The organism is Streptomyces cyaneofuscatus (assembly GCF_042718795.1).
Taxonomy (GTDB): domain Bacteria; phylum Actinomycetota; class Actinomycetes; order Streptomycetales; family Streptomycetaceae; genus Streptomyces; species Streptomyces cyaneofuscatus_A.
This window is the reverse complement of record NZ_JBHXOX010000010.1, coordinates 235,173-253,550: the sequence shown is the minus strand read 5'-3', so window position 1 is coordinate 253,550 and position 18,378 is coordinate 235,173. Positions and strand designations below refer to the sequence as shown.

13 protein-coding genes are annotated in these 18,378 nt (G+C 66.3%); 2 read left to right on the top strand and 11 right to left on the bottom strand.

Going from position 1 to position 18,378, the window contains the following annotated elements; translation table 11 throughout:
• Positions 1-19: 19 nt before the first annotated feature.
• The 11 genes from ACFWRT_RS14370 to ACFWRT_RS14320 form a co-directional block, all read right to left on the bottom strand.
• The gene (locus tag ACFWRT_RS14370; protein ID WP_380949046.1) at positions 20-3,430 is read right to left on the bottom strand and encodes a hypothetical protein; all 3,411 of its coding nucleotides are present in this window, start codon (positions 3,428-3,430) and stop codon (positions 20-22) included.
• 44 nt (positions 3,431-3,474) lie between these two features.
• Positions 3,475-5,766, bottom strand: a complete 2,292-nt coding sequence (locus ACFWRT_RS14365) for a hypothetical protein (protein ID WP_381121294.1) — start codon at positions 5,764-5,766, stop codon at positions 3,475-3,477.
• 45 nt (positions 5,767-5,811) lie between these two features.
• Positions 5,812-6,711 carry a hypothetical protein gene (locus ACFWRT_RS14360; RefSeq protein WP_380949048.1) on the bottom strand — a complete coding sequence of 300 codons (900 nt, stop codon included), beginning with the start codon at positions 6,709-6,711 and terminating at the stop codon, positions 5,812-5,814.
• Positions 6,712-7,577: 866 nt separating this feature from the next.
• Positions 7,578-9,947 (bottom strand): DNA topoisomerase, encoded by a 2,370-nt coding sequence (locus ACFWRT_RS14355; RefSeq protein WP_380949049.1) that lies wholly within the window; start codon positions 9,945-9,947, stop codon positions 7,578-7,580.
• Between the two features lie 510 nt (positions 9,948-10,457).
• Entirely contained in the window at positions 10,458-10,973 is a 516-nt protein-coding gene (locus ACFWRT_RS14350) for a hypothetical protein (RefSeq protein ID WP_380949050.1), read from the bottom strand.
• On the bottom strand, positions 10,970-12,184 hold the full coding sequence (locus ACFWRT_RS14345) for a recombinase family protein (RefSeq protein WP_380949051.1): 1,215 nt from the start codon (positions 12,182-12,184) through the stop codon (positions 10,970-10,972). The genes ACFWRT_RS14350 and ACFWRT_RS14345 overlap by 4 nt, the downstream gene beginning before the upstream one ends.
• Positions 12,138-13,070 carry a DUF6884 domain-containing protein gene (locus ACFWRT_RS14340; protein WP_380949052.1) on the bottom strand — a complete coding sequence of 311 codons (933 nt, stop codon included), beginning with the start codon at positions 13,068-13,070 and terminating at the stop codon, positions 12,138-12,140. The genes ACFWRT_RS14345 and ACFWRT_RS14340 overlap by 47 nt, the downstream gene beginning before the upstream one ends.
• A gap of 163 nt (positions 13,071-13,233) precedes the next feature.
• Positions 13,234-13,839 (bottom strand): hypothetical protein, encoded by a 606-nt coding sequence (locus ACFWRT_RS14335; protein ID WP_380949053.1) that lies wholly within the window; start codon positions 13,837-13,839, stop codon positions 13,234-13,236.
• 147 nt (positions 13,840-13,986) lie between these two features.
• Positions 13,987-14,118, bottom strand: a complete 132-nt coding sequence (locus tag ACFWRT_RS14330; protein ID WP_380949054.1) for a hypothetical protein — start codon at positions 14,116-14,118, stop codon at positions 13,987-13,989.
• Positions 14,119-14,231: 113 nt separating this feature from the next.
• Complete coding sequence (locus tag ACFWRT_RS14325; protein ID WP_380949055.1) at positions 14,232-15,338, bottom strand: hypothetical protein; 1,107 nt, start codon at positions 15,336-15,338, stop codon at positions 14,232-14,234.
• A 50-nt stretch (positions 15,339-15,388) separates the two neighbouring features.
• On the bottom strand, positions 15,389-15,796 hold the full coding sequence (locus ACFWRT_RS14320) for a hypothetical protein (protein WP_380949056.1): 408 nt from the start codon (positions 15,794-15,796) through the stop codon (positions 15,389-15,391).
• A 950-nt stretch (positions 15,797-16,746) separates the two neighbouring features.
• On the opposite strand from ACFWRT_RS14320, the gene ACFWRT_RS14315 reads away from it, so the two are divergent.
• Both ACFWRT_RS14315 and ACFWRT_RS14310 read left to right on the top strand, forming a co-directional pair.
• Complete coding sequence (locus ACFWRT_RS14315) at positions 16,747-17,196, top strand: homing endonuclease associated repeat-containing protein (RefSeq protein ID WP_380949057.1); 450 nt, start codon at positions 16,747-16,749, stop codon at positions 17,194-17,196.
• A gap of 415 nt (positions 17,197-17,611) precedes the next feature.
• Entirely contained in the window at positions 17,612-18,352 is a 741-nt protein-coding gene (locus tag ACFWRT_RS14310) for a hypothetical protein (protein ID WP_380949058.1), read from the top strand.
• Positions 18,353-18,378 lie beyond the last annotated feature (26 nt).

The window sequence follows — 18,378 nt, the reverse complement described above, 5'->3', positions numbered from 1 at the left end:
TTCGCCCTCATCCGGGCGATCAGTCCTGCGGCTCCTCGCGTCGGCGCCGGCGAATTCCACCGGCCGGGTGCTGCCGTTCCGGTGTCTCCACGCTTCGAGGGGCCGGATCGGTCTCCGGGCGAGGACGGGGGCGGGGAGCCGGAGCTTGTTGCGTCGCCGGAGCCGGTGCTGGAACCGTGGGCTCCTGTGCCTTCGCCGAAGGGGGCGGCGTGTGCGGCGTTGGTCTCCACACTCCGGTCCCGTCCGATGTCGGGATCCACACGCCGGTCGAGCCCGCCGGTCGTGATGCCGGTGTCTGAGCCGGACTCCGTTCACCACGCGTAACCGGAGTTTTGTTTGGGGCCGGGCTGGCCTCTGCTCGCGGAGGCGGAGGCGGCGTCTGCCGTGGCGAAGGAGCGGCCACGGGACGGGGAGCCGACGTGCCAGCTCCCGGCTGCCTCGGGGCAGGGGTGCTCTGAGCGATGTGCGCCGGACGCGTGCTCGGCGCTGTCAGCTGCCCTGAGGCAGGAGCCGGGGCGGGCACAGCGTTGCCGCTGAAGCGCTTCGGTGCAGCTGGCTGGCCGCTGACCTGCTGGCTTTGCGCACCTTGGGAACCCGTGCCGAACTGCGTCGCGCCCATCTGACCGGTGACAACCTTACGATTTTCGTTGGCCGGAGCAGGGCCGATGCTATCGGCACCGGTCTGGCCCTGGGCGCCACCGCGAGGGCTCGACGGACCCCTGGACGGGGCCAGAACCTCACTGGGAATGGCCTTGTTGCCGCTCGACGTGTACCCGAGGTTCGACAGGCCGCCCTGGTGGCTCAGACCCAGCGCCGTCTTCTTGTCCGTCCGCGAGCTGCCCGCTCGACTACTCGACAGCTGCAGCGGACCACCTTTGTCGTCGGTGCCGTCGTCCTGAGCACCGGTAGAACCACTGCCGCCCGGCAGAGCCTTGACGCCGGCGCCGACATTGGGGGCACCACCAGCGGGACCACCACCCAGCGCAGGGCTGTGCTGGCCGCCGCCCCCGAGTGCCAGGTGTTGCGGACCGGCAGTCAGCGCCGTGGTGCCACCGTTCGTGCCGCCGGCGTTCGTCGATGCCGTCTTGCCTGCTGGTTTGCCTGTGTTCGGGGCGGCTGGGCCGCTGGTCTTGCTGTTGAACCCGTTGGCGAGCTTGTTCCCCATGGCCATACCCGCCCCGGCTCCTGCCCCCGTGGCCAGTGCTGGTACCAGTCCACCCTTGTCCGGCTTCGGCGTGTTGTTTGTCTCAAGGAACTTGTCGACGAGCTTGGTGACCACCTCGTCCAACGCCTGCAGCACGGTTTTGCGCGCCCGTAGCAGGGCGAAGGTGATGCCCGTGATCAGTAGCGAAGAGATGAGAGTCAGAATCACCACGATGATCCCGCCGAGCGCAGGGCTACCCAACAATCCGTCCGGGCTCATAAAGCTCGACACGGGTCCAGCTATGATGCCCGGAACCGAGATCAGGAACTCCGAGGCGAACTGGTAGATGAACAGCGTGACAAGGACTTCCAGGATCAGCGCGGTGGAGTAGATGATCACTTTGGCGATCGCCTGCAGGGCGCCCAGCGTTGCGAATGGTACGGCGGCCACCAAGCCGAAGATCCGCTTGACCGAGCCGGCCAGTATGCCTATGGCGTACCAGAAGCCCAGCAGGACGATGGAGCCCAGGACCGTGACCGCGTTGCTCCAGTACATGAACTTCGCCGGCCCCGTACCTACCTGGCTGACGGCCATGTGGTTCTCGCGCGTGAACCCGCTGGTGGCGTTGTTCGACGAGTACATGGTCAGCGAACTGGGGCTGAACCCGGTGTTGAGGTAGTTGTACGCCGTCAGCGGGGACAGGTTGCATGAGGAGGGCGTCTTGCTCACCGTGAAGCCGCAGCCGCCCTTCGTGCCCGTCGTCGTGAAGACCGTCGAGCCCCTTCCTGGACTGGAGGAGGTCAGGCCCGTGCCGTCGGTCGAGATCACCGGGTGGTCGACCGGCTTCGGCCCCTTCTCCTCACCAAATTCCTCTACGTCGCCGTAGCTGCTTTTGTCGACAAACCAGCTCTTCTTGGCATCCGAGCTCTCGTCCAGCTGCGTGATCGAGCTCTTAATCCCCGACTCGAAGTCGGAGGCGGCCATCTCGCTGCTGGCGATGTACTTGCCGATGATCCCGAAGGTCGAGAACACGGCCTTGAAGTCGTCCGCGGAACTGCCGCCGGTGACGGACACCGTACCGTCCTTCCACGCCGACTCGGCATCGTTGGCCTTTGTTCCGATGCTGATGCCGTTGAACGTCGCCCCATGCGCCTGCTTGTTGATCGCCAGTGCACTCGTGCGCACCGACATCATCGCGTTCGGGCTCGCCTGGTCGCCCTTCCAGGAGATGGTGGCTTGGTCCGGGATCCCCAGACGGTCGTTCATCATCCACGCCTCGAAGTCGACATAGGTGCTCAGCACGACGCGCGTCGGGCCGGCGTGCTGACCAAGAACGGAGTCGTCGAACTTTCCGAGCACACTGGAGTACATCGACCCGACGAGCGGCAGGCCGACACCGATGAAGACGACGCGTACGACGAGCTTCTTGATGGCGGAGCCCCGGTCCATCTTCTTGAACAGGACCAGGCCGATGAGCAGGAAGCTGATGAAGATCGGCACGAGCGCCTGCCACGAGATGTCGACGAGCAGGCCGTACCAGCCGCTGATCCAGTGCTGCAGACCCGAGAGCGCGCCGCCTGTGGTATCACCTCCGGTCATACCCTCGGCAAGAGTCGGATTGACCGCCGCGACCGCGCTGTAGAACCACATGAAGGGGTTGATGAGCTTCAGGAACTGGATGATGACGTAGAACAGCGTGCCAACCGCCAGGGCCAGGGCGTAGAGGATCCAGATGATCGACCCCCCGATCACACTCACGATCTGGCCGCCGATGCCCGACGACATTGTGTCCAGGCCAAGGTCGTTGTTGGCCGCCCCGAAGTGCGCGTAATCGAGCATGCCCGAGTACTTCGTGTCGCCCTTGTCGTCCTTCGCAGCCAGGGTCTCGTAGGTGACGGTCTGCGAGGAGCCCGACACCTCGGCGAAGAACCAGCCCACGATGTTGCCCAGGCTGAAGTCCGGGTCGGCGTAGCCGAGTATGGAACCGCCCGCGGCCGGGCTGGACGTGACCGGCTTCCAGTTTTCGTGCATGCCCTGGTCGTTCTGCGGAGAGTTCTTCTCGCTGAAGTACGAGCTCGCGTTCGAGGCCAGCTGGTAGAGGCTGTAGTTGTCGCGTTCCTTCTCGTCGGCGGACGCCGACGAAGAGGCCGTCATCAAGAAGATCGGCACGAGAAGCGCCGCCAGGAGCGCCCGGGCGAGTCCGCGTGCGAGCTGCCCCGGGCGGACTGCACGACCGCCGTGGCCGGCGCAGGCGGGCTGCCTCGCCACCGCGGTAATCCCGTTCATCGTCTCTCCTCTGCTCCTCGCCCTCGTATCAGAGCTGGCCTCGCTCATGCCTTCTCCAGCTTCTTCGGCCCGGGCCGTTTCGCTGGTGGCCCTGCGTTGCGTTCGGGCGGCCGCAGGCTCTTGCCGTCGTTGCGCTGGCTCGCGTCGCCCCGGCCTGCGTCAGCCTCACCGTCGCTGCGCTTCCGGATGCTGGTGAGGTTCGCGCCCGGTGCCGGTTTGTCGCGCATGATCGCGTCCATCCGCACTGCTTCTTCGGCCCTGGCCGCCTCCCGACGGACCTGCCTGCGCTGGGCCTCGCGGTAGGGGTTGATCCCCAGTGCCAGATCCAGGTGGAAGACCACGTTGGAGACGCCCCGGCGCAAGTACGTGAGGTTCTCGCCCTTGGTCGTGATGAGCTGGGCGAGGTCCGGCGGGATCCGCTGGTGCAGCTGCTTCTGGTACTCCGTCACCGTTGCGTCGCGCATCGGGCCGAAGAGCGTGTAATCCGCAGCGTCGAATCTGTTGAAGCTGCTGTCGGCCAGCATCCTGTCGACGTCGTTGTAGCTGTAGACCACTCGGCCGCCACGCTCGTGCAAGTGGTCGAACTGGTCCTTGACGTACTTCTTCACCCGGCCGTCGATGTGTTCGGCACCGTGGATGATCACCGTGCCGCCGAGCCCCAGCTTGCCGACGGCGAAGCCGACGATGTTTACCAGCTGCGCCATGGCCACGCCCTTGCCACGGCGCATGAGCCGTGAGAAGTCGTAGATCACGCGCCGGGAGTCCCGGACCCCGTCCACCGCCGAGGCCGTGTGGTTGTTGAAAAGGTCGCCGTTCGTGCTCAGCATCGCGTTGGCGATGCCCCTGAGCACGTTGTACGCCCGCAGCTGATCCGCGTCGGTCTTGGCGGAGTTCAGCAGCGCCTTGTGCGCGGTTGCCAGGTAGGAGACGAACATCTGAAGACGTGGCACCTGGGTGTGCGGGATGTTCACCACACGCAGACGGTGCCGCTGCTCCTTGGCGTTGTGCCGCCACATACCCTGCTCGATGTAGAAGTCCGTGGCGGTGTCTTCGAGGGCACTGCGGATGATCGAGCCGACGGCGCCATCGGTGGTCTCGTAGAGCTGCTCGAACATCAGCTTCAGCTTCTCCATCTGGGCGGAGAAGACCGCCAGTTCGTCCTCCTCCTCGCCGAACATCTCGAACATGTTCACATCGCCCTGGTTCAGGTCCACGCGTGAGGTGATGTGCTCGAACACCGGACCGAGCTTGTCGAGGTTCGCTCCGTCAAGAACGAGGTGGACGACTTGGCCGTTGTTCAGCAGCGCGGCCTGCGAGATCTTCGAGCACCACATGTTGGCCACCCGCTGGCGATCGAGGTACTCGCTGAGCGTGGCGTCGGCGACGACCACGTGCTGGTCGTAGGCGTTGACATCCATGAGCACGGCGCTGTTGTTGACGTCGCCGACCATGTAGCCGACGTACTCACCGCCCCAGTCGTTGAGCCCGTTGGTCACCAGCGAGTACGAGCCGGCCAGCTCGGTCGAGGTGAAGTGGAATCCCTTACCCCTCTTCTTCTCGTTGCTCTTCCACAGGCCCGAGAGCTCCTGGCGCTGCTCGCCGGCGTAGGGCGCAGCCTTCAGCGTGCCGAAGCGGTCGATGTACAAGCGCGTGACGCGGTCGATCGTGTCGTCCAACGTCGCCAGGTCGGGGGCTTTGAGAAAGAGCCGGTTGTGCACGGAGAGGTAGCTCGCGCCGTCCTGGAGCTCTCCGATCGTGACACCGAGGTCACCGGAGATCTTCGCGGCCTTGCGCTTGGAGGATGTCGTGCCCGTCTCCTCCTGCTCGTTGGCATCGAGCCGTTCCAGCTTCTCCGACTGCTTCGTGAACGCGTCGATCCACTTGTTGTCCATCCGCTTGACCTGCTCAAGCACGACCGCGGTGACCCGATCGTCCAGGCCATCCGGGATCCGATCGATGCCCCAGAAGGCGGCGAAGTTGTCGTGCGCGGCGTCGTCGTGGAAGTACGCCAGGATGCAAGCCACCGAGCCGTCGACCTCGAAGTAGTCGGAGCGAAAGAGGTACCGCTCCTTCGGCTTCAGCGCGAGCAGATGCGCATAGGCGTCGAACGTGCCGTGGAGGTGCCTCACTTCCCGGCGGCGCTGCCACCAGTTCTTCTTCGGCGCGGTGGCCTCGTGGGCCGCGCCGTCAGCTGCCGCTGTGTCCTGTATGTCCTCAGCCCGAGCAGTGCTGTTCGCGCGCGGATCATCGCCGCCAAGCGCCGCGGTCTCATTCGTGTCGTCAGGCTTCTTCCCCGGGATGCCGAGCTGTGCCCGGACTTTCGTCATCAGCGCCATGGTGTCCTCGTTCGCTCCTGGTCGTGTCGGTCGGCCTGGCGATGATCAGTTCAGCGACGCCTTGAGAGTGAGCAGGTCGTCGTCGATGCCTTGGTAGAAGACCCGCAGCATCGGCTCGGCCTCCTCGCGGTTGAGCATCACGGCTTCCTTGATCATGAAAGAGGAGCCGGCGACCTCGGCCTGGAGGACTTGGTGCCCCTTGCGCAGTGCGTCGTTGTTCTTGCCCTTTAGCAGCAGGTACTGGTGGATCGAGGGAAATCTCCCTCCCACGTGCTGCGTGAGGATGTCGTACTGCTCGTTCTGCAGCTCGATCAGATCGGGGTCACGGACCTGCAGGGCCTGGTTACGCCGCTCCAGGTTCGCCACCTGGTGGTAGATCCGCTGCGGCTCCTTCGTCGTGATGAAGGTGTGCTCGCAGGTCGTCTCGACCTTGCGCCAGAAGGAGTCGACCCGGTCGAGGATCCCGATGCGGTCCTCGTCGAAGAGCAGATAGCTCGCCGAGCCGACGACCAGGTAGACCCGACCTTCACCGCCGTCGGGAAAGTGGATCAGCCCGTCCTCGTCGATCCCGTCTATGCCCACGATCGAGTAGAAGTCTGTGGGGTTCGAGCTACGACGGGTGAGGACGTGGCGGGCCCTGCGGGGCAGATACGCCAGGAAGGCCGGCACCCGCATGATGCGCAGGTCCTTCGTCCTCATCAGTCCACCGAAATAGGCAATCGCCGTCAGTCCCCAGAGGACGAAGAACGTGATGGCGACTGGGCCCGAGCTCGCGACGAATGTCGACGTGCTGCACCACAGCAGGGCGAGGATGCCACCGCCGAAGAAGAGCAACTGCTTGATCGGGGAGGGCTTCGCCGCCCAACCTCCCTTGCTCAGCGTGATCTCGTGGTCGAGGAAGCTCCTGTTCAGTGAGCTCGGAACCTTGTAGGACGGTTTCGCCATGAGTCTCTCGTCTCCCCCTGCAGCCATCACAGTCATTGATCGGTCTATCCAAAAGCCCTCATATGTGAGGTGTGTGAATTGGATCCTATCCAAGATAGGTCATTCGAATGGATAGTTAAAGGCTCTTGAGTGATGGTACGTGGCGACTCGGACTAGTGGGTGCGAGTCATCGGATGCCGTCTGAGTCTCTAGCGGATCAGTCGCGCCACGGGAGCAGGGGCGCTCAGCCCATCGCTACCACCTCCCAGCGCGGTCCTTGCCCAGATCGAGTACGGCCAGCGCCTCGGTTGAGCTGGCGCGGTCGAGGATCTTGTGACGGGTCGGCATCGTGTGCGGGCTGAGTGCTCGCAGGCGTTCCGGGAAGAGTGCGTCTCGCTGGGAAGGAGGTGCAGTGGGCGATGGGGCTCATGGGCGTAGCAAGAGAACCGAACGTGTTGATGTGATGCCGTCCCAGAGAGGGAGAGGCGGGCGCCGTCCTCGTCGTCGTCCGTAGGCACCAGTCGATACTCGCGGGCTCTGCCAGGCCTCCGACGGGGTGGCTCGGCGCGCATGAGGCCGGAGCGGCGGAGGAGCGTCAGTGAAGTCCACTCCAGAGGCCCCGTAGCCGTTGCGCTACGTGTCGACGTGCACGAGCTCGCCGGGCAAAGGGAGCTACTTGTTCAACGCTTCCAGAGCCCGGAACGCGCTGCGTGTGCTGCGCCAGACCACCCCGAAGTCGCCCAGTTGCACCGACGAGGTGCAGCCTCTCGATGCCAGTGCCACCACTGTGTCGCGCAAGAACGGTCGCTCGACGCCGCTGTCGTGAAAGGGCAGCAGCGGGTCCCGAGGTCCGGGGCCCGCTGCTACTCGGCAGTGTCCGTCCGGCATCAACCGAACGACGGGACGATCTTCTTCTTGCCGCCCTCGTTCTTCCAGGAGATGAGGGCGTCGAAGGTCCTTCCCCTGGCCGAGACGAAGCCCGTTCCCTGGATGGTCTTGCCGGCCGCCAGGTCCTTGCGCTGCGTATCGGTGAAGGTCACCTGGCACCAGGACCGAGGCGGCTCGTCCCCGCCGAAATCAGGGGTGATCTTCTTCGCCTTCGCGTCCCAGCTGACTTTGCATCCAAAGGTCTTGCCCGTCTGCGCGCTGACGAAGTCGTCGATCTCCAGCGACTGGCCCGCCAGAAGGACGGTGACCTCCGCCGGCGTGAACGTCCGGCCAGACCACCTCGTCGGCTTGTCCAGCACCTCCAACTGGAAGCCGACAAACTTGCGGCCCCTGAAGTCGCCGACGCCGAGCGCACCAGTGGCCGTGAAGGACTTGTTCGCCTTCGACGTCGCCACGAACGAGATCGTCTCACCCGCGAGCAGCTTCGCCACCTCGTCATCACCGAACTCGTGACCCGACCAGATCTTCTTGAAGGTGACCTTCTTCGGGCCACCCGGAGCTGCCTGCCACACGCCCTCGGCGCGGGCGGGGCCGACCTGCTTCTTCAGGCCCAGCTCGGCGCGCATGGACGTAGCGTTCTTCGCCATTGTGGCCATGTCCTCGCGCACCCAGTCGGCAACGACGGCCAGGCGCTCCTCGGCGGTCGCCGTCCCGGCGGCGATGTCGCGCATGTCGGCGTATACCTTCTCGGTGAGCCCGAGATCGCCGATGTGCGTACCAGGCAGCAGCCTCCAACTCATCTCGCCGGCCCGCGCCAGCCTGAGCTTCCGGCCCTTCTCGGTCAGCAGCGGATACTTCGCCTTGTCGTTGGTGACCTCCGAGTACGTCGAAGTGCGGGTCGCGCCCGTGCCCACGTCACGCTTCCCCAACTGCTTCATGAGCCACCTCATCGTCGGGTGCTCCGGACGCTTGTTCGCGCCCTCGAAGATGAACGGCTCCGCGTTCTGGCCCAGGCCCCTGCTGGACACGTGCTTGTCGTCGGTGGAGTCATCTCCCGCGTCCGGATCGAACACCGCCCTCCAGCCGGGGCTCCTGGGCACATTGGCGATACCGACGAAGTCCGGGTACTTCGCCACATGGCCCCTCTGCTGCTCGTAGAGGTAGTCCTCAGCGAGCACGGCCAGGTAGTTCTTCGCGAGCATCTCGTAGATGAGCCGCCCGGCCTTGCCGTACTTGCGCTCGACCTCGTCCAGCGACGAGGGCACCTTCGGACCAGGACGGTTCGCGCCGTGTGCACCCTGTGGCTTCACATGCGTGGAACGAGGCTGGCGGCGCGTCAGAAGCCCGGCGTCGACTCCGACCACCGCGGCGATCTTGTCGACCAAGGGCGCGAGGTCCTTGAACTGCTCAGGCGTGACCGTCTTGTCCTCGGTCCGCGGGTACGACACAACTTGGTTCTCGTACATCTTCTGGTAGGTCGAGAGCGTCAGGTTTGCCTTGACACCCTTGCCAACGAGCATCGAAGACAGGGAGGCCAGGTCGAGCAGCTTCGGCGGCGCGGTCTTCTTGTCCGCCTTGCTGTCCAGGACGACAGCAGAAGGTCTGTACTGCTGCGGCACCTGGCCCTTCTGGTCGCACCGCGGCTCGTCCGGGTTCGTGTACATGACGTCGTTCTCGTCGCGGAAGCGGTTTTGGAAGAACGGCCTCTTGACGTACGCGTCGTAGGCCTTCTGCTGATCGCCGACGAGAGAGACCATCGCCGACTTCAACCGGCCCTGGCGCAGCACGAGGTCCTGGCCGGACTGGCGGCCCATCGCCGTGGCGATGCGGGTGAACTGCATGGAGAGGAAGTCCCACTGCGAGCGGTACATCGCCTTGCGGTAGTCGCCCTCGTCCCGCATGGACTTTACGGGCCGGCGCTGCTCGAAGGCCTTCTGAATGGATGCCTTCGACTCATCGGTGAACTCCATGCGGCTGTACTTCTTGCCGTGGAAGCCGAGTTCGTCGATCGCCTCCCAGAAGAGCAGGTCGCCCTCGCCGGACGGATCCAGGTCCGTGGCGATGACGATTTCGTCGCCGCGGACGAGCGCGCTGCGCAGCGTCTTGATGACGTCCGCGACGTTCTTCTGCGGCTCGCGCTTCCACGTCAGGTCATCGAGATCCCACGGCAGATTGCTCAGGTCCCACTTCTGATAGGCGTCCGCGAGTGAGGAGTCCACCATCGCGTGCGGCTGGGTGAACTCGTAGAGATGGCCCCGCAGGCTCGCCACCTCGTAGATCGTGCCCCTGTAGCTGCCCGTCGTCCCGCCGAGGGCGCTGGCCATGTTCCTCGCTGCGCTCGGCTTTTCCGCGACCAGGATCACGGCCATGTTTGACTCCTTCTCGCTATCGACTCGCAATCGAGTGCGATTCTACTCGAAAAGAGCATTCGACTGAGACTGATAGGTGGGGAAAAGTGAACCTGATGGGGCTAGGCGATGCATCGAGCGCGGCCTGCCCCATCTCGACATCACCCCGGTGGCGTTGCGCATCCTTGGGGACTTCGAGCCCGCCCATCCGCCCCCAGGCCACCGTCGCGGACCATCTCGACCACATGCGTGCAGTCGCGGGCGTTGGCCATGTCGGCATCGGCGACTACGACGGCACGGCGTTCACCCCGAGCGGCGTCGAGCGGGACGTTGCCGGCCAGCGCGAATTGACCAGCTCCGCGTCCCCGTCGAGGTGGCGGCAAGTGCGAGCCAGGCGGTGGCGGAGCTGTCGGCGGAGGAACCGTGGCTGATCTAAGTGTCTCGGTGCAGCCACACCCGGCGAGCCCGCTCGGCGCCGCAGCCGCACCAGCGTGCCGGGCGGCAGTGAGCCCCCCGGCGTGATCGAACCGCTCAGTGGTCGCCTGGGGCGTCGCGGTGCTCAGGGCACGGACCATATGCGCCAGGTCGATCCGAGATGGCCGGGTGAACGTGGCGCTGCCCGGACAGGGAGCAGGACGTCTTGGGGTCCTCAGCGCAGGTAAGGACACAGCTGCATTCCTCCGACGCCGCTGCCGCTTGTGCGCCGGGAGCGGTCGCGCCTCCGGCGAGCAGCCGCTTCACGTACGCCATCGGCTCGCTGGTGGCCTCAGCGATGTCCCGCAGAGTTGCCCTCCGAAGGGCCAGGGCCTTCACCGCCTCGATCAAGGCGGCCGTGCGGGCGTTATCGGCAGCGCGCAGCCTCTCCAGCTCCGGCGTCACCGGGACGAGCTCCACCTCGCCGGTCAGGCCAGCGAGCGCGAGACCTTCCTCGACGCTGGCGCGAGCCAGCCGCAGCGAAGTTCCGCTGCCGTATACGCCGTGCTCGGCGGCGTGCGCCACCCAGGTCCGGCCCCGCCTGGTGGTACGGCACTTGATGACCTCGCTCATGACGCGTTCTCCAGGTCTTCGATGACCTGCTGCGCAATCGCGTCGGGGACGGGGTCGGGAAGGACGATCGACTGACCGCCGATCTGGTATCGGGTGTAGCTCCCGGTCTCCTCGACCACGGAGAACGCGAGCCCCCGCCGGCTGGCTGCGGCCTGGAGGCGCATCAGCGGCCCCGCTGCCGTGTCTGCGCGGAGTGCGGCGGTTACCTCCTGGGCGGCTTTCCATTGCTCCAGGCTCACCACGGCTTCGTGTACGGGGCGCGGCGACCATACCCACTGCGAGATCGGGTTCCACCGGGAGACGCCTGGCCGGCCGGTCCTCGACGCCTTCCTGTTGTACACCTGGTAGCCGGTGAGCTTGGGGTTCGCGATCAGCCCCTCAACACGGTTGTGCGTCCACCGGCCCTCGATCGGGTACCTATCCGGGTCCGCCGACAGGATCGCGATGATGTCCGCCGCCTTCAGGTGCTCTTCCCGCCGCAGTCGGCACAGCTCCCCGGACGCCTCGAAGCGCCGCTTGTCCGGGTGTGCGGTCAGCTTCTTCTTCAGGCGCCCTTCGCCAAACCGGCCGCGAGCCGGCGGTGGCGCATCCTCGTCGATGATCGCAATGTAGGGGTAAGGCGGGATGCCATGGTTCCACCCGTTGATGGCGTGCTGGACCTGTCCGCCCATGGACATCTCCAACATGACCGTCCGGTAGACCTCCGCCTCGACCTGGCTGTAGCGGCGGGTGCGCAGCCGACCGGACTCGGTACCGCCCACCGGCTCGTTGGCGTACACCACCTCCACCCCGATCTTCTGGAGTTCGTGCTCTACGGTCAGGCTGGTCAGCATGGCCCGCGCGACCCGGTCGGAGCGCTCCGCCAGGACGTGGGTGACGCCCAGCCGTTCGGCATGGTCAAGGAGGTCTTGGAGACCGCCGTCCCTCGGAGTCTTGACGTGAAGCGCGTCGTACATCGCCTGCGGGCCGAGGCCGCGGGCTTCCGGGGGAAGCATCCCGGACTCCACATCCCAGAAGTGCCCAGCGAACTCCTCGCCGTCCTCCAGGCGCTGGGAGGCCAAGGACACCTGCCGGGGTATGGACGAGGACGGGTTCTGCTGGTCCTTGGTGGAGACCCGGCCGCAGAAGACCGCCCGGCGCAGGCGCGTCTCCGCTCGGGCGAAGTTAGACATGTCGGTGAGGTCGATGGGGGGGCCGAACAGCGAATTCATGATCTTCCCGGTCTGGGGCCCGGTGCTGGGGTGCACCAGGCTGGTGAGTTGGTTGCCACGGGTGCCCCGGGGCCGAAACCCCAGGGCAATCGGTCAGCGGGCGGCGTGCTCGCCGTGGAGGGCGGCTGCCTCCCTCCACCACGTGTTGCGTACGGCGGAGTCCTCTCGGGCCTGCCTGCACTGCCCGCGGTGCTCCCATGCCGCCGCTCAGCGGAGCGAGCAGGTGGGGAACGGACGGGCAGATCAGGTCGGCGTAGTCCTTGCCGCCGAGAAAGATCACGTCCGGGTCGAAGAGTCCGGCGGCGCCCGTGTGCCCGGCCATCGTCTTCTCGGTGACGGCCCTCTCATCGTTGAGTGTCACGTCGTAGGGGTGCAGGTCGCGGTCGAGCGGAACAAGCCCGTGGAACGCGGACAGTATGAAGATCAGGTCGTGATGAGTCAGGGCGTCGGCCGCGCGCCGGAGAGATCGGTGGTACTTGCTGATGTACAGCTCTCCGGCGGGCCAACCGTGCCGCTGCCCTTCGGGGATCGGCTTCTTCTCGTCGCCAGACGAGATGATCACCACCTTGCGGCGGTTCACGGTGACGTTGCCGCGTACCCGGGCGTAGGTACGCCCGGCCGGCGTCAGGTGCAGCGGGCCGCCGACGCTCTCGCCCCGCTCGATGAGCCCGGCGTGCCACGGTTGCGGGTACGGGGCGGCGTGCCCGGCCTGGCGGAAGCCGTTGAGGGTGCGGCCGTTGAACCACGGCTCGCCCCTCCAGTACGGCTTGTCGTCCCGCCCGGCGACGAGCTGGTCGGGACGCTGCGCGGCCGTGATGATCGCCTCGTGCTGCTTGACGGGGAGTTTCGGCGGGATCGTCGGCACACCCTTGTACGCGGCCAGCATCCGGTCGGGAATCCCGGCCGCCGCTCCCCCAGGTCCTCGCCCCCGCCGCTGTCGGCGGACGCTCCGAGCACCGAGGCGGCGTTCTTCACCGCGAGGACCGGCACCGCGCACGATGCGAGGAAGAGCAGCACCACCACCGCGCAGCCCGCCTTCCGCCACGCGTTCACTCCGGATCACCGCCCCACGTCGGCTGGTTCTGCCAGGACGTCCGCTGCGCCTGCATCAGGGCGTCGAACACCCGGCGCCGCGCGTCGTCGGCGGGGTCCGCCTGCCGGGTCACCGCGACGCTCCCGCCGCCCGGACCGCGACGCGGCGCGGTCGCCCGCGGGGGCGGCGAGGCGACGATGAGCGCGGAAGCCGCGGCGTTGCGCGTCGCGTTGCGTACGGCGGCCGGCGGGTTGTGGACCTTCCACGCGGTCGCGGCCCGCTGCGACGCCTGCACGGTTCCGCTGCCCACTGCCCGCGTCGCCTGGACCGTTCCGTGCCCCACCGCCCGGGTCGCCCGTACGGTGGCGCGCCCGACCGGCGCCCACTGGGCGGCGTCCTCACGGACCTGCTCCGGGCCCGTGCTGCGCACGGGGTGCGCCTGGCGCCATGCCTCCAGGGCGGCCCATCCCGCCTCGGTCATCCAGTGGGCACCGCCTTCGTCGCTGTGCGGGACGACCAGGCAGTCGCCTTCGAGCTTGGCGAGCGCCGCCGGGTGCCCGTGGACCATGCCGTTGTTGTTGGCGTCGAGGATTCGCGCGCCGGTCGGTGAGAGGTGTGTCATGAACGTCTTCCTTCGAGGTCTGGAAGGCCAAGCGATGCGTGGCGATCGAAGCGCTGGTAAGTCCTCTGTCGGAGCCCGGCCGGGTTATCGGCCGGGCGGTGAACCGGGGCAGATCGTGCGGTGGCCGGGGTGCCGGTCCTCCCACGTTCAGGTGCGGCGGACGGGGCCGTGGCCTGCGACGTACCTCGCGGTCACCACGACGTCCGTCTCGCACACCGAGGGGAGGCCGATGAGCTCGCGGGCGATGTGCGCGGCGAAGTCCTCCGGCGCGCGGGTCAAGGTCGCGGGCGGCGGGACAAGCCCCGGGCGATGACGTCGGGCAGCCCGTGGGTCAAGCTCGGCGGACTCACGCATGAGCCGGACGGTGAGGAGCGTTGCCTTGCTCGTCGCGGTCATCGAATCGGCCGCCCCTCACGCTCACGTTCGAGCTTCGATTGCTTGCTGGTCTCTTCCCGGAGCTTGTCCCGGAGGTAGATCGCCTCCTTGTGCGTGATCGGTGCGTCGTGGAGGTTGTGCGAGCCCCGCAGGAAGTTCTCCGTGCGGTCGGCGATGGAGTACGCCAGCGCCTGCTCAACCACCGCGCTGGTCTGGCGCACCTCGTCCAGTTCGTCGCGCAGCTTGCGCAGCAACCTGTCCCGCTCACGTTCTGCCGCCTCGATGCTCATCAGCCGTGTCACCAGGCTGCCCAGCAGCGGATCTCGGGAACGGAACAGCTCGATGGCCCGCTCGGTGGCGGGATCGGCATCAAGGTGCAGGTCGAGCTGCGCCAGCAGGAACGCCGTCACCAGCGTGCCCTGGCTCAGCCGCCGGTTGAACTCCCGAGCAGCGCTGTCGCTCACGCCCAGCTCACGGACTGCGGCTGCTCGCAGGTGCTCCCGCAGCGCGTTCACGATGCGGTCGGGCAGCGCTTTGATGTGCGGCTGCCTTTGCACGCCGGCGAGCCGGAAGCCCGACTGGGGGAGAGTGGCGGTCTCGGCTGAACTGCCCGATCCTCCCCTCGAGGTCGCGCTCTGCACGGCGTCCTGGTGGTCGGTCAGCTGCAGCGATCCGGGCGTTTCCTGTCCGGGGGCATCCGGTGCGGCAACGTAGTGAGCAGCGGCGCCGGCTGTAGCCGCTTCCTCGATGTCCGGCTGTGCCCCAGAAGGCCGGACGGCATCAGCCGCAAGGCCCGCCGACGTACCGCCTGGGAGCACTCCGCCATCGGCGTCCTGTCCGCCGCCGGCACCGCCGCGCTGACTGGACCCACCGACCTGTTCCGAGTCGCCGGCGTTGGACTCGTTGCCCGGCTCCAGGTCCGGGCGATCCGCTTCGGCTTCCACGTCGAGAGCGGCCTGCGGACCTGCAACATCGAGTCGAGACTCGACATCGCCAGCCGTGTCGAGCGGCATCGTCGGATCCGGCGGTTCCGCCTCAGGCTGTGCTGCCTGGGCCTGGACACGTTGGAGTTCCTCGCTCCCGCCACGCCTGTAGGCCTCAAGGAAGGACGTGTCCACCTCCATCACCTCGTCGGTAGGAGTGGTCGCCCCCAGGATCTCTGTAAAATCCCGGCTCACACGAGCTCGCCGTCCTCGTCGTCCAAGAGGTAGTTGTCGCCACGGGTGAGCCCGATCAGTGAGTCGAAGCCCGTGGTGACGACGCGTTCGAGGTTCGCCGAGTTCTTCGCCAGCGCCGCGACTTGGTCGACGAGCTCGTTGAGCCGCGCGATCTCCAGGGTCGGCAGGTCATAGTCGAGGTTCTCGCGCCGGATCTTCTCGACCACCGCCTCGACCACGTACTCGTTCACCGAGGAGAACCCACGCTTGTCGGCCCAGTACGCCGCTCGTTGCTTGTCGTCCGAGCCCAGCCGGACGAACATGCCCTGACGGCCGCCGCCGCTGCTCCGCGTCCCGCCCGGCGGCTTCCGCTTCGTTTCGGGCACGGGCGGCGCTGTCTTCTTCAGATCCGGTGGGGAGGTCATGCGCGGCTTCTCCTTGCCTTGCTTGACTGATCTTTGAGGCATCTTATCGTCACTACTCAACAAGATGCCAGAACCCTTTGCGTTCCCTCTTGAACATGAGTAGAGTCGCACTCGCGCTCAGCCAACCCCCCCTGGCGGCGCATCGCCGCAGCAGGTGGCCCTGCCCGATTCTCTTCCCGCGGGCAGTGTCACCTGCTGTGGTCCACATTCGCCTTCGCGTGATGGCGTGAAGAGGAAGGACCCCGTGCGACATGTCGCACGGGGTCCTTCCTCTGTTTGACGGGCTCTCGCTCGGGAGCCGGGCCCGTGTCGTTGCTGTCGGCCTTGACGATGTAAGCCAGCCCCTCCTTCCGTACTCGCCGGCCGGACGGGCCCTCCCCGTCCTTGCTGGAACTCCCGGCGCCCTGGAAGAAGGCGAGCCCGTCCATGGCGCCGCCGAGGGCCCTGTCGGTGACCTTGGCAGTACTCGTGGTCGGACTCAACACAGGCGACGGCTGTGTCTCTTGCGCTGTTCCGCCGTTGCTACCGGAACACCCACCGAGCACGACGCCCGCAGCCGCAGTCAACGCCGCGGTGGGGAGCCCGCCCTTCCTCGTCCTCCGGACCTTCATTGATGGTCACCTCGCCCTCCTGTTGCCGACCATTCCGGCTGGATCGGCTGATTTTCGAGAGCATCTTATTCGAGTGCCTATTGAATGACAGTCCGTGATGAGTCAGAATGCCACGGGATAGAGGACGTGCAGGGCGGCACTCGGGCGCCGACCTGCGGGTCTGTTCGGTGCCCGGGGATCAACGGAGTTGATCCGGGGGCTCTGTGACACCTCGCGCGTGTCGGCCACGGGTTCCCGCGGGCCTTCAGCCCGATGCCCGTGTCCACGACCCGCGACCAGCAGCTCGTGCAGGTGCACACGCTCTGACACGCGCCTGCTTCCAGAAGGAGAGCAACGACCATGACCATGCATGCTGCGTACGTCCCTGCGCCCATGAAGCCAGGTCCGGTCATCTACACCGACCAGCAGCTTCTCCGCGCACTCATCCGCTTGGCGCAAGGGGAAAGCACTCTGGGACGTCGCATGTTCGAGCAGCGCCGCAGGGACGCAGACCCGTCTGCGTCGCTCTATGAGCGGCGCTTCGGCAGCTGGAACCGCTCGCTGGAGCTTGCCGGCCTCGACACGGTCACACAGCCCGAACAGTTGCAGGATGCGACGACGAAGTGGACCCAGGAGCAGCTCATCGCCGCGATCCGTCGGTGTCAGCTGGTGACGGGATCCACGACGCTGGTTGCCTACGAGGCGTGGCGCACGGATCCGGCGAATCCGGAGTTTGGTGTTCCTCCGGCCACCACCATCCGCTTCCGGATGGGCAGTTGGTCACGAGCCACGGAACTGGCCTGCAACTGAAGCCCATAGGGATCTGCGATGCCGTTCACGCCGCCCGCGGCACACCGTGAGTAAGCCCGAGCCGGCGGAGCCGGCTCCGGGGTTTCTTCGACCGATATCACTACCTCGAATCGTAGAAGAGAGAGATCCGCCTCGGGTTGACAACCGTCTCACGCCGGACGGGGAAACCCAGTGGCCGACCGGTTGCAGGCGCGTTCTGGGATCTACGCAGCATGCGTGCGTCAGCTCGATGAATAGATGATCGATGCCCCGCTCGGAACAAGGTGAGAGGCAAAGACCTGTTCATCGGCAAGTGACGCACTGGGGCGGCCCTGACCGAACACGAAAGAGTAACGCCTACGGCCGTCGTGCCGGATTCGTGACGGCATCTCTCAAGAGGCGCCTACGCAAGAGGCATTGAAATCGGAGGGTAAGCATGGACTACACCGAGCAGGGATTCCAGCAGCTGGCCAAGGAGTTCTCGAACTTCTACGGCGTGCTGCAGGGATTCCAGCAGCTGGTCAAGGAGTTCTCGAACTTCTACGGCGTGAGCATCGAGATACGTGGCACTGTCCAGCACCTGTCGAAGATCCTGGCCCTGGACGTGCTGCAGGTACAGGAGGGCCGGCGTGGGGAGCGGTTCGGGGATCACGCGCTGTTGACGCTGACGCAGTACGCCGACGCGATCGGATGGCGGATGGCGGTGCGGCCCACGAACGAGTTCGGCTCCAGCGAGGCGCGGTTGATGTTGTGGCTGAAGAGACACGGGTTTCGGCCGCGCCGCTCGAGTTTGCACGACATGGACGTGGACGTGGCGTACATGATGGTCCGGGACGCGAAGAAGGGGCAGAAGCCGCCTGCGGCGGCCGGGGACCGGATCAGTGCGCTCTATGAGGACGGGCTCGGCGCCGCCGTCGTGACGAAGGTGTGGATGCGCAACGGGGTGCAGCTCCACAACGGGTTCTCCCCGCGCTGGTGGTTCGAGTTTGTCCGTCCGGAGGCCGGCGGGTTCGTGCTCGACAACACGGTCTGGTCGCGGGACTACCACCGCAAGGAGCCCGCCAAGGACAGCCGGCCGGAAATCGTGGAGTTGTGGGGGCCGGTCTGGGAGCGAATCGAAGATGCCATTGCGGGTGACTTCGTGATGCGGGACACGCGCACGAAGCTGGACGACTGACTTCCGCAATCCTTGCGCGCGGGCAT

Coding starts and splice junctions, on each gene's coding strand:
- ACFWRT_RS14370 (WP_380949046.1), bottom strand. CDS start 3,430: ATGAACGGGATTACCGCGGTGGCGAGGCAGCCCGCCTGCGCCGGCCAC.
- ACFWRT_RS14365 (WP_381121294.1), bottom strand. CDS start 5,766: ATGGCGCTGATGACGAAAGTCCGGGCACAGCTCGGCATCCCGGGGAAG.
- ACFWRT_RS14360 (WP_380949048.1), bottom strand. CDS start 6,711: ATGGCGAAACCGTCCTACAAGGTTCCGAGCTCACTGAACAGGAGCTTC.
- ACFWRT_RS14355 (WP_380949049.1), bottom strand. CDS start 9,947: ATGGCCGTGATCCTGGTCGCGGAAAAGCCGAGCGCAGCGAGGAACATG.
- ACFWRT_RS14350 (WP_380949050.1), bottom strand. CDS start 10,973: ATGAGCGAGGTCATCAAGTGCCGTACCACCAGGCGGGGCCGGACCTGG.
- ACFWRT_RS14345 (WP_380949051.1), bottom strand. CDS start 12,184: ATGAATTCGCTGTTCGGCCCCCCCATCGACCTCACCGACATGTCTAAC.
- ACFWRT_RS14340 (WP_380949052.1), bottom strand. CDS start 13,070: ATGCTGGCCGCGTACAAGGGTGTGCCGACGATCCCGCCGAAACTCCCC.
- ACFWRT_RS14335 (WP_380949053.1), bottom strand. CDS start 13,839: ATGACACACCTCTCACCGACCGGCGCGCGAATCCTCGACGCCAACAAC.
- ACFWRT_RS14325 (WP_380949055.1), bottom strand. CDS start 15,338: ATGGAGGTGGACACGTCCTTCCTTGAGGCCTACAGGCGTGGCGGGAGC.
- ACFWRT_RS14320 (WP_380949056.1), bottom strand. CDS start 15,796: ATGACCTCCCCACCGGATCTGAAGAAGACAGCGCCGCCCGTGCCCGAA.
- ACFWRT_RS14315 (WP_380949057.1), top strand. CDS start 16,747: ATGACCATGCATGCTGCGTACGTCCCTGCGCCCATGAAGCCAGGTCCG.
- ACFWRT_RS14310 (WP_380949058.1), top strand. CDS start 17,612: ATGGACTACACCGAGCAGGGATTCCAGCAGCTGGCCAAGGAGTTCTCG.